Source organism: Flavobacterium sp. (assembly GCF_027531905.1).
Classification (GTDB): Bacteria; Bacteroidota; Bacteroidia; order Flavobacteriales; family Flavobacteriaceae; genus Flavobacterium.
In genome coordinates this window covers 85,182-100,163 of the sequence record NZ_JAPZSU010000014.1, presented here as the reverse complement: position 1 = coordinate 100,163, position 14,982 = coordinate 85,182, and the positions used below count along the sequence as shown (strand labels likewise).

The following is a 14,982-nucleotide window of genomic DNA, read 5'->3' as shown; positions in this document are numbered from 1 at the left end:
GTAGTTACATCAACTAAAAAAAACAAAAAAACCATGAGAAATCCAAAATCAACAGTATTGAAAAATATTTTGGCTAATTTAAAATTAGCTCAATTTTCAAATGAAAACCCTGAAATAGAAGTGGATAAAATCATAGCGTTTAAAAATGCCGATGCGGTTACCCGTCGAAAATTTGTAGGAGATGTAACGAAGTTTAGTTTGCTTACTGGATTAATTGGAACCTCAATGATAGGTTGTAAAAAAGAGAATGAGTCCAATAGTAAACCAGTTTCTGATGGAAAAACAGCACCAAAAAATGATAAAAAAGTGGTTATTATTGGAGCAGGGATGGCTGGCTTGAATGCGGCTTATCAATTAAGTAAATTAGGTATTAATGCTACGGTTTATGAGGGAAGTTTTCGTTTAGGTGGCCGTATTTTAACGCATTATAATGATGCCTTACAAATGGGAATTCATCCTGAATTTGGTGGTGATTTCATAGATTCGATTCATACAGATATGATTGAGTTGGCTAAGGAATTTAACTTAGAATTGGTGGATATGTATGCCGAATCTAAAGCCGCAGGATTGGTTCATGAAACCTATTTTTTTGATGGAAGACATATTTCCGATGAAGAAATAATAAAAGAATTTAAAAAAATAGCCCCCAAAATACTCAAAGATGCCGAAAGTCTTGGAGAAAATTATAATACTCCCTCCGCTTTGGCTTTTGATAAAATGACTTTGTCATCATATATCAAATCTTTAAAATGTTCAAAATGGTTAAAAGAGGCTTTCACAGCAGCTTATATGGCTGAATTTGGTTTGGATACTTCAGAGCAATCTGCTATAAATATGTTGGATATGATTGATACTGATACTTCTAAAGGGTTTAAAATATTTGGCGATAGTGATGAAAAGTATAGAATTAAGGAGGGGAATTCAAAGCTGATTGAACGTATAGCTTCAAAATTACCAGAACCTGTTGTTTTGAATGCAATGCTTAGTGCAATTTCCAAAAAAGAACAAAAATATATTTTGACTTTTAAAGATAATAAAGAAGTTGAGGCTGATTTTGTTATTGTAACCATTCCGTTCACGATGTTGAGGGACGTAAAAATTGACTTGCCTGAGTTGACTCCTGAAAAAATGAATTCGATTCAAGAATTGGGATACGGTCAAAATAATAAATTGTTCATTGGATATGAGAATAGACCTTGGCGCGAAGGCAAAAACAAATTCTATGGCTACTTATTTCATAAGGATATCCATGATGGCTGGGATTCTAGTAGTATAAAAAGTGTGGACAGTAACAAAGGCGTTTATTGCTGTTTCTTTGGAGGTGATGAGTCTATTCGTCTTTCTAAAATAGCCATAAATAATAAATATGCTCCAGCCAATCACATTTGGAAAACGGATTTGCCAGAAATTGAAATTAACCGATATATTAATGAATTAGACGAAGTATTTCCAGGGTCTAAAAAAGTGTATGCGAATAAACATGTTTTTGCTGCTTGGTCTACTTATCCTTGGGTAAAAGCGAGTTATACTTGCCCAAAAGCAGGACAGTGGAATACGGCTATGCTACATACAGCAGAACCTATTGGAAACGTATTTTTTGCAGGGGAACATTGTAGTAAAGATTTTCAAGGATTCATGAATGGAGCTGCGGAAACGGGTCGAATTGCTGCTGATTCTATTGTTGCTAAAATGAAAAGTTAGTTTTGAAATTAGCTTAGGTAACTATATGCTTTTCTAGTTTTTATTGACATTGAAATTATAATTATTCTAAAATATACTCATAGTTTTTTACCGAACTATTTATTTTAAGCGACCCTCTCTAGAGTTCTATTTTAATCATATTTTAACCAAACTATAAACCAAATGAAAAAATTAAGTGTTATTGTAGCGATGCTACTTACTGGGGCCGTTTTTGCTCAAACGCAAGCGACCGATTCAACAAAAGCTGTTGTAGAACCTATAAAAGGAACTTGGGATCTAAATTTAGATCTAGCTTCAAGATATATATGGCGTGGACAATCCTGGGGTGGGAACTACCCTGTTGCACAAATATATGGAACCTATAATGTAACCGATCGTTTTTCAGTAGGCTTTTGGGGAACGCATAACTTTAAAAAAGAATATTTTGATGAAAATGGCACCACTAAGGGGTATCGAGAGTTAGATCTTATTTTAAATTATACAGTGAGTGATTTTCTTACGGTTTCATTGCAACAATATTACTGGCCTTCTACAGATCGACAAGAGGGTACGTCAAACAAATTTTTTGATTGGGGAAACAGCAGTTCGAATACTCTTGATTTGATACTTATGTTTGATTTTTCGGAGCACGGTTTGCCACTCTGGTTCACTTCGAGTACTTTTCTAGCAGGGAATGACTTTAAATATAAAGATGAATTTGATGAAAAAGGAAAGCAAAATTACACCACCTACATGGAAGTTGGCTATAATTATGAGGCTCCTTTTGGGATTAACATAGCTCCTGTCGTAGGTGTGGTTTGGAATAACAAAGCGCAATATTATAATGCTGGAGATTATGACAAACCTTCTTTTGTTAATCTTGGTTGTAAATTGTCTAAGGAGGTAAAATTATCAGAAAGCATTGTAATGCCAATTTGGTTAAGTTATACTTACAATGCCACTGATGCTCGAGAAAATCTTGGTTTTTTAAATCATCAGTTCCTAGTTGCTGGTGTAACATTTTCTCTTTCTAAGTAAATTATAGTTTTTTTGCCCTTTATTATTTATATTATTTTTTTGAAAAATACCCCTTAATTATTGATCATTAAGGGGTATTCGTTTATTAAATCCAAAAGGATTGTTTGTTTTATATTTATGAAAATGAAGCTCTTAAGACTAATCTGAAGTAGGAATGGTTAAATTGCCCTAAAATGACTGATATTTAGCGAGATAAAGTATTGTTATGTAGAAGAAACGAAATCATAAGATTGTTAGTATTCCCATCCAGTTTCCCGAATTGATGATCGTGCTTTATTTGAAAAACAAACGGGTATTTTTGCAAGAATCGAGATGAGGTATTCTTTTTAAAGTGTTTTTATGAATTTAGTGGAGGATAAGAAACAAGCATAAAAAAAGGCAATTTATTTATAATTGCCTTTTTTCTTGAGATAAATGTTTTTTTATTTAGCAATGTTAACTGCTCTTGTTTCTCTAATCACTGTAACTTTTACTTGTCCAGGATAGGTCATTTCGGTTTGGATTTTTTGAGAAATTTCAAAAGATAATGATGCTGCATTGTCATCAGAAACTTTTTCACTTTCTACAATTACTCGTAATTCTCTACCAGCTTGAATAGCATAAGCATTTTTTACACCAGTAAAGCCATAGGCTACCTCTTCTAAATCTTTTAAACGTTGGATATAAGAATCTAATACTTGTCTTCTAGCGCCTGGTCTAGCTCCAGAAATCGCATCACAAACTTGAATGATTGGAGATAATAAAGATTTCATTTCGATTTCGTCGTGGTGCGCTCCAATTGCATTACAAACTTCTTCTTTTTCACCATATTTCTCTGCCCATTGCATTCCTAATAAGGCGTGTGGTAAGTCGCTTTCAGCATCAGGCACTTTTCCAATATCATGCAGTAAACCAGCTCTTTTGGCAAGTTTAACATTTAGTCCTAATTCAGCAGCCATTATACCACATAGCTTAGATACTTCACGAGAGTGTTGTAATAAGTTTTGTCCGTAAGAAGAACGGTATTTCATTCTACCCACCACTTTAATCAATTCAGGGTGTAATCCGTGGATTCCTAAATCAATAACAGTACGTTTACCAACTTCAATGATTTCATCATCAATTTGTTTTGTTGTTTTTGCTACAACTTCTTCAATTCTTGCTGGGTGAATACGACCATCGGTTACCAATTTATGCAAAGACAAACGAGCAATTTCTCTTCGAACAGGGTCAAAGCAAGAAAGAATAATAGCTTCTGGAGTATCGTCAACTATGATTTCTACACCGGTAGCAGCTTCAAGCGCTCTAATGTTTCTACCTTCACGTCCAATGATTCTTCCTTTAACATCGTCAGACTCGATATTGAATACTGAAACGCAATTTTCTACAGCTTCTTCAGTACCAACACGTTGAATGGTGTTGATGATGATTTTCTTAGCTTCTTGTTGTGCAGTAAGTTTAGCCTCTTCAATCGTTTCTTGAATATGAGACATTGCTTTTGATTTAGCTTCAGCCTTTAATCCTTCTACTAATTGTTCTTTTGCTTCTTCGGCAGACAATCCAGAAATTACTTCTAGCTGTTGTAATTGACTTTTGTGCAATCTGTCAACTTCTAATTGCTTCTTGTCTAGAACTTCAATTTTAGCTTGAAATTCTGCTTTTTTGGCTTCGAAATCGTCATTGATTTTTTTAGCTTTAGACAATTCGCTTGAAACTTGAGATTCTTTATCACGAACTCTTTTTTCTACTTCGGCTACTTTTTTGTCTCTAGCCAAAATCACTTGCTCATGCTCTGATTTCAATTCAATAAATTTCTCTTTAGCTTGAAGAATTTTGTCTTTTTTAATGTTTTCAGCTTCTAAATTGGCGTCTTTTAAAATGGAAGAAGCCTCTTTTTTAGCATTTTTTATCAAATTGGAAATATTGCTTTTTTCGATGATTTTAGCTATACCAAAACCAGCTGCAATGCCTATAATTCCTGAAACAATTATTAATAATGTACTATCCATTTTGTTTAAATTATATGTATAAAAAAACCTACATTAGTGGGATTGTATAAACTCGAAAAGACAAGTTTTGAGCTAACTCGTTGTTCAAGCTTCCAAACTGAATTGGCTTGCTATAGTAACGATGATTCGCTCATTCTAAATTGTTAGTGTTGAGTTTATCAAATAAGAACTAATGTAGGCAGTATCTTAATCTTTTGTAAGAACGTTTTAATCGAGATATTGATCTAAAACTGCATTGATTTTTTGCAATCTATCAATGGTTTCACTACCATTCATTGCATTGTCAATTTGTTTTTGTTCAACTTGAGAGGCAAACTGTAAAGCACACATGGCTAAAACATCTTGTTTGTCTCTTACGGCATAATTTTCTTCAAATTGCTTAATCATCATATCTATTTTTTTCGAAGCGCTTCGCAACCCTTCTTCTTGAGAGGCGTCTACCGTTAGAGGGTAAACTCTATCTGCAATTGATATTTTTATTTTAAGCTTTTCTTCCATGTTTTAATCTGATAACTGAGCTATACAGTAATCAATTTCACGAATTAATGAATTTATTTTAAGCTTTGTATCTCTTTTATTATCGTCACTGCCTAGTAATGAATTGGCAATTTTGAGTGTTTCATAGTGCTTTTTTAGCACTTCAATCTCTTCTGACTGCTGGGATATGATTCGTGTTGCTTCTGTTAATTTTCCTCTCAACTCTAGATTGTTTTTTTCTAGAATTTTTATTTTAGAAAAAAGTTTTACAATCTTATTTTCAAGAGTATCAATTATTTCTGCAATTACACTCATTTTATAACCAATTCATTTCTTAATCTTACAAAGTTAGTATTCCTTTTTATTATTGCAATATTTTAGGTGTTTTTTTGTGCTAAAATAATTAAATACTTGATAATCAATTATAATCAAAACAATTTGTTTTGTTTTGAGTTTTGCCTCTTTTGGTTATCTTAGCAAAAATATTAAAATGAAGAGATTCTGTTTTTTATTGTTTTTTTGCCATGTTTTAGTGGCTCAAGAGAAATATCCTAAAGATTATTTTAGATCACCATTAGATATACCGATGCAATTATCGGGAAATTTTGGTGAATTACGCCCGAACCATTTTCATGCGGGGTTTGATTATAAAACCCAACAGCGTGAAGGTTTGCCTGTTTATGCTGCTGCTGACGGTTATGTTTCTAGAATTAAAATCTCAACGTTTGGAAATGGAAAGACGATTTATATCACTCACCCTAATGGATATACCACCGTATATGCGCATTTGCAAAAAGCAGTTGGGCCAATTCAAGAAGTAATAAAAAGAAGGCAATACGAAGAAAAATCATTTGAAGTAGAACTTTTCTTTAAATCAAATGAGTTAGTTGTAACTAAAGGACAGCTAATTGCTCTTTCTGGAAATACAGGTGCTTCAGAAGGGCCACACCTTCATTTCGAAATACGAGATTCTAAAACCGAATTTATTATCAATCCTTTGTTTTTTGGATTTGATTCTTTTTTAAAGGATACGAAAAAACCACAAGTCACCACGGTTTATGCTTTTCCTTTGGATAGCCAAACTAGCGTGAATCAATCTTTACGTCCAGTACCAATTAATTTGACCTTGCAAAAAGATGGGACTTATCTTGCAGATCCTGTTTTGGCCAATGGGAAAATTGGTTTTGGAATTATTGCTACCGATATGGACGATGTTTCTTTTAATAAAAATGGTGTTTTTGACGTACAAGCTTTTTACAACGGTAGCCCTATTTATGGGTATCAATTTGGGACGTATTCGTTTGATGAAATGCGCTATGTCAATGTTTTGATAGATTATGCAAGATATAAAAAAACGCAACAGCGTATTCAGCGGTTATTCCGAATAGATCCTTTTGACTTAAGTATTATAAAAACAGATCAGAATAATGGAAAAATATCGGTTTTGCCTAATTTGTCGGGGACTTATCGTATTGAAGTTGCTGATTTTTTTACTAATAAAACAGTAATCACTATCCCAGTTGCTTATGACGTAAAGGCTGTTGTAATTCCAAAAGAAGCGACTCCTTCAAATTATTTTATTAAAGCAAAAAAAGAATACATATTTGAAAAAGATAATTGGACTGTGATTTTTCCTGCCAATACTTTTTATAATGATTTTGATTTAAATTTTTCGGCAGCGAATAAAATATTGACTTTGCATGACGATACCGTTCCAGTACATTCTAATTTTACGATTCAAGTTCAGGATTCTACTCATACAGCATTAGAAAAAGAAAAAATGTTTTTAGGTAGGATTGAAGGCGGGCGAATTTCGTATAATCCAACCTCTATAAAAGAGAATACCTTTACTACTAAGGTAAAAACTTTGGGAAAATATGGCCTTGTTTTGGATAATGTAAATCCTATAATTAGCATTAGCAAACCTATAGAAGGGAAATGGATTACTGCTCAAAATGAGTTAAAACTCTCTATTTATGATGCTTTATCTGGAATTAAATCGTACAATGCTTATTTGAACGATCAATGGATTTTGATGGAATACGATAATAAAACTAGACAACTCACTCACGATTTTAGTGATGGAATCGTTGCCGAAGGAGCTAATATTCTTAAAGCAATTGTGGTGGACCAAATGGGTAATTCTACTACCTTTGAAACACGTTTTTTTAGAAGTCAAATAAGTAAATAGTTATTCGCTTGAAAATAGTTCAAATCTGTATTTTTTTTACCCTTATTTTTATTGGGTTTCCTGTGTTTTCTCAAAAAGGAAAATTGCAAGGATTTATTTTAGACGATAAAAAGCAACCAATTAATGATGTGAATGTTGCAATTCAAGGACTAACTTCACAAACCAACACCAAAGGGTTTTACTCCTTATTGATCCCTTCAAATGAAAAAGTAACGGTCGTTTTTAGTCATATTTCATTTAAAAAAGCGACATTAGTTTTAACGGTAGCACCCAACGAAGTGGTTGATTTTAATTTGGTATTGAACCAGAAAGAAGAACAAATGGGGGAGGTGTTTGTAAATGCCAACAACAAAAAAAGGATTCAAGGGATTTTGACTATAGATCCAGTTACTCTTAAGAATATTCCTGGAGCCAATCCCGGAATAGAAAATGTTTTAAAATCTTTGGCTGGTGTAAATTCTAATAACGAATTAAGTTCTCAATACGCGGTTCGCGGAGGTAATTACGATGAAAATTTAGTTTATGTCAACGAAGTAGAAGTCTATCGTTCTTTTTTGATTCGGTCAGGACAACAAGAAGGCTTGAGTTTTACAAATACCGATTTGATTCAGAATATTGATTTCTCAGCAGGTGGATTTCAGGCTAAATTTGGAGATAAATTATCTTCTGTTTTAGATATAACGTATAGAAAACCGACACAATTTGGGGCAACGGTAGAAGCTAGTTTTTTAGGGGGAAGTGCCTCTTTGGATTTAATTTCAAAAGATAAGCGCTGGACAGCAATTACAGGGGTTCGTTACAGAAATAATAGTTTATTGGTGGATAGTCAAGAAACACAAACCAATTACACGCCTTCTTTTGTTGACGTTCAAACTGCTATTAATTTTAATGCTTCTTCAAAATGGCAATGGAGTTTTTTGGGAAACATTTCTCAAAACAAGTACAATTATAAACCACTTACTCGTCAAACAAATTTTGGTACGATAGATAATCCGCAAGCCTTATTGGTTTTTTATGAAGGGCAAGAACGCGATCAGTATCAAACTTTTTTTGGAGCGATAAAAACTACATTTAAGGCTTCCGATGTGTCAACCTATAAATTTATTGGCGCTGTTTTTCATACTTTGGAAAAGGAGCACTTTGATATTTTTGCTGCCTATCGCTTGGCTGAAATAGATACCAATATTGGCTCTGAAACCTTGGGCGATGTAACTTTTTCTAGAGGAATAGGTTCGCAATTGAATCATGCCCGTAATGATTTGGATGCCTTAATCGCCAATGCCGAGTTTAAAGGGATTCATGATTGGAAAAATAATCTGATTGAATGGGGAGTAAAATACACTCGTGAATCTATTCGAGATAGAATTAATGAATGGGAAGTAATTGATTCTGCTGGGTTTTCGTTAAATCCACCGCGTTTTCTACCCAAAAAAGACGAACCCTATACCATTTATAATGGTCCTTTGGCTCCATACCAAAATGTGAGAGCCATTAATTTTAATACGATCAATCGTTTTTCGGGCTATTTGCAATGGAGTCGTAAAGCCAATTTAGGTACCAGTTTAGTTTGGTATAATTTGGGGGTTAGAATGCACAGTTGGCAAGTTTTAGGGGGCTATATTATAGGAGATCAGCAATTTACGGTTAGTCCAAGGGCTCAGTTTACCATTAAGCCCAATGCTAAAGCGAATCTTTTGTTTCGATTGTCAGGAGGAATGTACCATCAACCACCTTCTTATAGAGAACTTCGGGATAGGGATGGGGTGGTTCAGCCAAATGTTAAGGCGCAACAATCGGTACACGTGGTTCTTGGCAATGATTATAGTTTTAATTTATGGAATCGTCCATTTAAATTGGTTACTGAACTTTATTATAAATCATTATCGGATGTCAATACTTATACCATCAACAACGTTAGGATTCGTTATCAAGCTAATAATGATGCAAAAGCATATGCGCAAGGAATTGATGTGAGGTGGAATGGAGAGTTTGTGCCTGGTACAGAATCTTGGATAAGTTTCGGGTATATGAAAACTGAGGAAAGTAGTAATGGAAAAGGATTCATTGCTCGCCCCACCGACCAAAGATTAAAGTTTGCGATGCTGTTTCAAGATTATATGCCTAATATTCCAAGTGTAAAATTGTATCTTAATTTGGTTTATAATACAGGTTTGCCAGGCGGTTCTCCATCTTATGCTGATCCTTATTTGTATCAAAACAGACTTAGAGATTACCGTCGTGCCGATGTTGGGTTTTCGAAACTTTTAGTCGATCGAAGCGCTTCTAGACACTATGGGAAATGGGCTGATAGTTTTCAAGAACTGGCTATTGGTGTTGAAGTGTTTAATATTTTCAACAATCAAAATGCTATTACCAACACTTGGGTTCGCGATGTTTATACTAAAGTTCAATATGGGATTCCTAATTATATGACGACTAGAGTTTTTAACATCAAGTTAAATGCACGTTTTTAATTACTCCTACTTTCATTTTTACTGCCAATTTCAAAACATTAAGTGTAAGGTTTTGTTAGAATTGTTTACTTTTGAAAATAAATAATGTTCAGCATGGAGTATAAATCAATAATCAATGGTTTGATTGTCGTTCTTTTGATGGCGAGTTGTCAAAAAGAAGTAGAAAAACCCAAAGTGATATATGACAATTCGTCTAAAAGTACAGTGGTAGCAAAACTAGATTCCTCAAAAGTTGAAATTGCCGATTTGCCAGTTCAAATGGAAGGTACCGATTATTTGATACATCCCGTAGGTGATTTACGCATTTACGAAAGAGGGGCGAAATCACGTTACGGTTCTTCTGCGGTAAATGATGTTAGCTTTACTATAAGCAATGTAGCTCAATATGAAATTACGGGTTTTTTGCAAAACTTAAAATTTCAAAAAACAAGTTCTGATTCGATTCGCCCTTTGACTACCATGCCTATTTTAATTGAAACAGCGACCTACTTGAAAGCTGTTTCAGATCGTATCAAAAAGCAAATTATGGTCTATACAATGGTTGATGCAGATACCAATAAAGATGGTAAGTTGGATACTAATGATATCAATACCTTATATTTGAGTGCTATTAGTGGTGAAAAATTAACAAAAGTTTCAGCGGATTTAGAAGAGTTGATCGATTGGAGTTTAATCGAATCTTCTAATCGATTGTATTTTAGAACCATTGAAGATACCAATAAAAACGGACAGTTTGACCAAAAAGATGTGGTGCATTATAACTATATCGATTTGAATAAAAACGAGTGGAAAGCGATTCGATATTCCCCAATATAGTTTAAATCAAGATGTCACTTTCCAAGTCTGATTTTTCTATAGCGATATCAAATCCTAATTTTGCTACTAGTTGAATCACAAGATTTTTATACCAATTCTCAGACTTTGGGTGAATGTATATTTTTTCTATTAATTGATTCACGTCGACATTAATTTTTAAACCATCATTCAACTTTAAGTTGTTTTTGGTCACATCACTAATAATGCGAACTTCTCGTTCGTATTGAAAACTTTTTCTTTTGTATAAAAAAGGAAAAAATAAGTCATCAAAAGGAATGTATTCTTTTTTGTAATCAATATAATTTACTTCCCCAATGTATTGTTGGAAATGCTCTTCAGGTAGCAATGCTTTTTGTAGTCTTCCTATGGTGGATTGTATGGCTAATCCTTCGCTGTTTTGGGTAAAAATTTGCCACATAGCAAAAGATTCGTATTCATTGATATGCCAACTGCTGATTGCTACTTTTTCACGATGCGTTTTGTAGTAATTTAAAAAGTCAGGGTTATCAATAGATAATTTTCTGATTTCCTCAAAAGTGGGTTCGCTAAAGGTGCCTTCGTATTGGTCTTCAAATTTGTCGGACCTAGACATGAATAATTTTTTAGATAACAATAAATCTAAAAATTTAGACAAGTCTAGGTATTTCCAGACAATGGTTTCAGGATCTTCGGGTAATTTTATGTTGAGGTTGTCTAAGTACATTTGTGAAATTTAAAAAAGAAAAAATCTAGTTTAAAGATACAAATAATTTGAGACTACTCAAGGGATTGCATGGTTACTAATTTGTTATAAGTGCCATCAAGCGCAATCAATTCTTCATGCGTGCCTTGCTCTACAATTTTTCCTTTTTTCATCACCACAATCTTATCTGCTTTTTGAATGGTAGAAAGGCGATGGGCAATAACGATAGACGTTCTGTTTTGCATCATGTTTTCGAGTGCTACTTGAACGAATTTTTCGCTTTCGGTATCCAAAGCCGATGTGGCTTCATCCAAAATCATAATCGGCGGATTTTTCAATACCGCTCTGGCGATAGATAAACGTTGTTTTTGTCCGCCAGATAATTTGTTTCCGCTGTCGCCAATATTGGTGTAAATTCCGTTTGGAAGCGTAGATACGAATTCATAGGCATTGGCAATTTTTAAAGCGTCTATGATTTCTTCGTCGGTGGCGTTGGGTTTGCCAAGCGCTATATTTTCTTTAATAGTGTCATTAAATAAAATACTATCTTGGGTAACTAGCCCAATTAAGCTTCGTAATGAATGCAAATCGAAATCTTTGATGTTATGATTGTCAATCGAAATTGTTCCTTCATTCACATCGTAAAAGCGCGTTAATAAATTGGCAATTGTGCTTTTTCCACTACCGGATTGTCCAACGAGAGCAACAGTTTGTCCTTTTTTTACTTCTAAAGAAAAATCTTTTAGAACATTTTCATCTTCATACTTAAAGTTGATGTTTTTAATTTCGATACTGCTTTCAAAAGTTTGTTTTTGTATAGCGTTTTCTTTTGAAGTGATTTCATTTTCAACTTCCAATACTTCGAAAACACGTTGTGCTGCAGCTAAACCATTTTTTACAGAATATGATGCCTTAGAGATCGCTTTTGCAGGGGTTAGAATGTTGTAGGCTAATGTTAGATAAACTATAAAAGAAGCACCATCTAGCGTTTCATCAACCAAAACTAAATTTCCTCCGTACCAAAGTAAAACAGCAATAGTAGTAATACCCAAGAATTCACTCAAAGGTGAGGCTAGGTTGTTTTTGTTTCCTATGCTATTCGATAAATGGAGTAATCTTGTGATAGAATTGTTGAATTTGTTTTTTAGACTAGCTTCTGCGTTATAGCTTTTCACTACTTTCAAACCGCTTAGACTTTCTTCAACAATTGAAATTAGCAATCCGTTTTCGTTTTGTACTTTCAAAGATTTTGACTTAAGGTTTTTTCCAATTTTGGATATGATTAGTCCAGAAAGAGGGATGAAAACCAAAACAAATAAGGTTAGTTTAGCACTAATAGCAAACATGGTTATTAATGCAAAAACGATTGTTAGTGGTTCTTTTACAACTAATTCTAAAATAGAAAAAAAAGAATTTTGTACTTCATTAACGTCTCCAAGCATTCTAGCCATCACGTCCCCTTTTCTTTTTTCAGAATAATAGGAGATTGGTAATTCGATTATTTTGTCAAACATTTTTTTTCTCAAATCTTTTAACACTCCATTTTTAAGGTGCATAATGTGATATGAGGCTAGGTAATTAAAAACATTTTTCAACAAAAATGTAGTAATTACTAAAGCGACTACTAATAATAAAGCAAATTGTTTACCACTATCTTTGGTGATTTCTGAAATTTGATAATACAATAGATTTTTTCCATAAGCCATTATATTTCCTATTCCTTCATAAACTGGAGCTTTTTCAATTGCTTTGTTTTTGCCAAACAATACTTCCAGCATTGGTAATAAAGTCAGCATTGAAATGGTACTAAATAGGGCATACAAAATATTATACGTCACATTCCAAACAATGTTTGACTGGTATTTTTTTGTATAGGGTAGTAATTTTATTAAATTTTTATCCATTAGTTCAATTGCATTGCAGCAATAATATTTTTTATTTTTTGATCTAAAATGTGTTCTACTTCCACAAAATCTTCCACAGCTTCGAGTGTTGTATTTACACTGATATAGAATTTGATTTTAGGTTCGGTGCCACTTGGTCTTGCACAAATTTTCGAACCATCTTCTGTATAGTAAATAAGTACATTAGATTTTGGAATATCCATAGTCAATTCTTCTCCAGACAACAAATTTTTTGCGATAGAGGATTGATAATCTTCTACCATGATTACACGTTGTCCGTCGATTTCTTTTACAGGATTTTCACGCAAGTCAATCATCATTTGATTAATGGCTTGTAAACCGTCCATTCCTTTTTTGGTTAGCGAAACTAAATGTTCTTTGTAAAAACCGTGATCTACATAAAGATTGATTAACTCTTTGTAAACGGAGCTGCCGCTTGCTTTTGCTTGTGCAGCCACTTCACAAATTAGAAGCGTTGCAGCCACGGCATCTTTATCTCTAACGGCATCGCCTACCATAAAACCAAAACTTTCTTCTCCACCACCAATGAATTGTAGTTCAGGGAAATCTTTGATCATTTTGGCAATCCATTTGAATCCTGTCAAGCCCACTTTGCATTCTACGTTATAAGCAGTGGCTAATTCCATCATCATTGGAGTAGAAACTATAGTTGACCCAACAAATTGTTTACCGTTAATTTTTCCAGCTTGTTTCCATTTTTCTAATAAGAATGCGGTCATCAAAATCATCGTTTGATTTCCGTTTAACAAGACCATTTTTCCATCGTTATTTCGCACGGCAACACCAAGACGATCACAATCAGGATCTGTACCTACTACGATATCTGCATTTGTTTTGTCAGCTAATGCCAATGCCATTGTTAGCGCTTCTGGTTCTTCTGGGTTGGGTGATTTTACCGTTGGAAAATCTCCGTTGGGAACTGCTTGTTCTTCAACTATATTAACATTAGTATAGCCTGCTTTGCTTAAGGTTTCTGGGATGATCGTGATTGATGTTCCGTGCAAAGAAGTAAACACAATGTTTAAATTCTCTTTAGCAGTTGCTGGAGTGTTAAAACTAGCATTTTCAATAGAGGATTGAATGAAGGCTTGGTCTAACTCAGTGTCTATATAATGAATCAAATCTTCGTTGGCGGTGAAATTAATTTCATCGTATTTTAAATTTTCAATCACCTTGATGATGGCGCCATCTTGTGGAGGAACGATTTGTCCGCCATCTTGCCAATATACTTTGTACCCGTTGTATTCTGGAGGATTGTGAGATGCAGTGAGTACGATTCCACAATGACAGTTCAAATGTTTTAGGGCAAAAGATAATTCCGGTGTAGGTCGTAAGTCAGAAAAAAGAAACACCTCAATACCGTTAGCTGAAAATACATCGGCTACGATTTTTGCTAGGGTTTTACTATTGTGACGACAGTCAAAAGCAATGGCAGCCTTTATTGGCTCGCCAGGAAAAACGCTTTTTAAGTAATTAGATAGACCTTGGGTGCTTTTTCCTAAAGTGTATTTGTTGATTCGGTTGTCACCAACGCCCATTACGCCGCGCATTCCTCCTGTTCCAAATTCTAAATTTTTATAAAAACTTTCTTCTAAATCTTTTGGAGCAGTAGTCATAAGTTCTCTTACAGCGTCTTGTGTAGCGGAGTCAAAGGTTGGGGTAAGCCAAACATTTAGTGCGTCTAGGATATTTTGAGGAATGTGCATTTTAT

11 protein-coding genes and 1 other RNA gene are annotated in these 14,982 nt (G+C 34.0%); 5 read left to right on the top strand and 7 right to left on the bottom strand.

Features of this window, described 5'->3' with window-relative positions; all coding sequences use genetic code 11:
• Window positions 1–33: 33 nt before the first annotated feature.
• Complete coding sequence (locus tag O9307_RS04970) at window positions 34–1,701, top strand: NAD(P)/FAD-dependent oxidoreductase (RefSeq protein ID WP_298295939.1); 1,668 nt, start codon at window positions 34–36, stop codon at window positions 1,699–1,701.
• A gap of 162 nt (window positions 1,702–1,863) precedes the next feature.
• A complete protein-coding gene (locus O9307_RS04965; protein WP_298295937.1) occupies window positions 1,864–2,718 on the top strand; it encodes a hypothetical protein in 855 nt (284 codons plus the stop codon).
• A 422-nt stretch (window positions 2,719–3,140) separates the two neighbouring features.
• Here the strand turns inward: O9307_RS04965 and rny are convergent, their stop codons facing one another.
• The 4 genes from rny to O9307_RS04945 form a co-directional block, all read right to left on the bottom strand.
• Window positions 3,141–4,706: a ribonuclease Y gene (rny, locus tag O9307_RS04960; protein WP_298295935.1), complete on the bottom strand. Its 1,566-nt coding sequence runs from the start codon at window positions 4,704–4,706 to the stop codon at window positions 3,141–3,143.
• Between the two features lie 48 nt (window positions 4,707–4,754).
• Window positions 4,755–4,861, bottom strand: a non-coding RNA gene (ssrS, locus tag O9307_RS04955) — 6S RNA.
• 52 nt (window positions 4,862–4,913) lie between these two features.
• The gene (locus O9307_RS04950; protein WP_064714474.1) at window positions 4,914–5,204 is read right to left on the bottom strand and encodes a cell division protein ZapA; all 291 of its coding nucleotides are present in this window, start codon (window positions 5,202–5,204) and stop codon (window positions 4,914–4,916) included.
• A 3-nt stretch (window positions 5,205–5,207) separates the two neighbouring features.
• The gene (locus tag O9307_RS04945) at window positions 5,208–5,498 is read right to left on the bottom strand and encodes a hypothetical protein (protein WP_298295932.1); all 291 of its coding nucleotides are present in this window, start codon (window positions 5,496–5,498) and stop codon (window positions 5,208–5,210) included.
• A gap of 175 nt (window positions 5,499–5,673) precedes the next feature.
• Here O9307_RS04945 and O9307_RS04940 point away from each other — a divergent pair, with 175 nt between their 5' ends.
• The 3 genes from O9307_RS04940 to O9307_RS04930 all read left to right on the top strand — a co-directional run bounded on the left by O9307_RS04940 (window position 5,674) and on the right by O9307_RS04930 (window position 10,664).
• Window positions 5,674–7,374 carry a M23 family metallopeptidase gene (locus O9307_RS04940; protein WP_298295930.1) on the top strand — a complete coding sequence of 567 codons (1,701 nt, stop codon included), beginning with the start codon at window positions 5,674–5,676 and terminating at the stop codon, window positions 7,372–7,374.
• A gap of 14 nt (window positions 7,375–7,388) precedes the next feature.
• On the top strand, window positions 7,389–9,848 hold the full coding sequence (locus O9307_RS04935; RefSeq protein ID WP_298295983.1) for a carboxypeptidase-like regulatory domain-containing protein: 2,460 nt from the start codon (window positions 7,389–7,391) through the stop codon (window positions 9,846–9,848).
• A 93-nt stretch (window positions 9,849–9,941) separates the two neighbouring features.
• The gene (locus tag O9307_RS04930; RefSeq protein WP_298295928.1) at window positions 9,942–10,664 is read left to right on the top strand and encodes a hypothetical protein; all 723 of its coding nucleotides are present in this window, start codon (window positions 9,942–9,944) and stop codon (window positions 10,662–10,664) included.
• Between the two features lies 1 nt (window position 10,665).
• Here the strand turns inward: O9307_RS04930 and O9307_RS04925 are convergent, their stop codons facing one another.
• Genes O9307_RS04925 through O9307_RS04915 form a run of 3 tightly spaced genes read right to left on the bottom strand, consistent with a single transcriptional unit; the run spans window position 10,666 to window position 14,977 of the window.
• The gene (locus tag O9307_RS04925; protein WP_298295926.1) at window positions 10,666–11,367 is read right to left on the bottom strand and encodes a hypothetical protein; all 702 of its coding nucleotides are present in this window, start codon (window positions 11,365–11,367) and stop codon (window positions 10,666–10,668) included.
• Window positions 11,368–11,420: 53 nt separating this feature from the next.
• Window positions 11,421–13,250, bottom strand: coding sequence for an ABC transporter ATP-binding protein (locus O9307_RS04920; protein WP_298295924.1), 1,830 nt, complete (start codon window positions 13,248–13,250; stop codon window positions 11,421–11,423).
• Window positions 13,250–14,977: a phospho-sugar mutase gene (locus O9307_RS04915; RefSeq protein ID WP_298295922.1), complete on the bottom strand. Its 1,728-nt coding sequence runs from the start codon at window positions 14,975–14,977 to the stop codon at window positions 13,250–13,252. The genes O9307_RS04920 and O9307_RS04915 overlap by 1 nt, the downstream gene beginning before the upstream one ends.
• Window positions 14,978–14,982 lie beyond the last annotated feature (5 nt).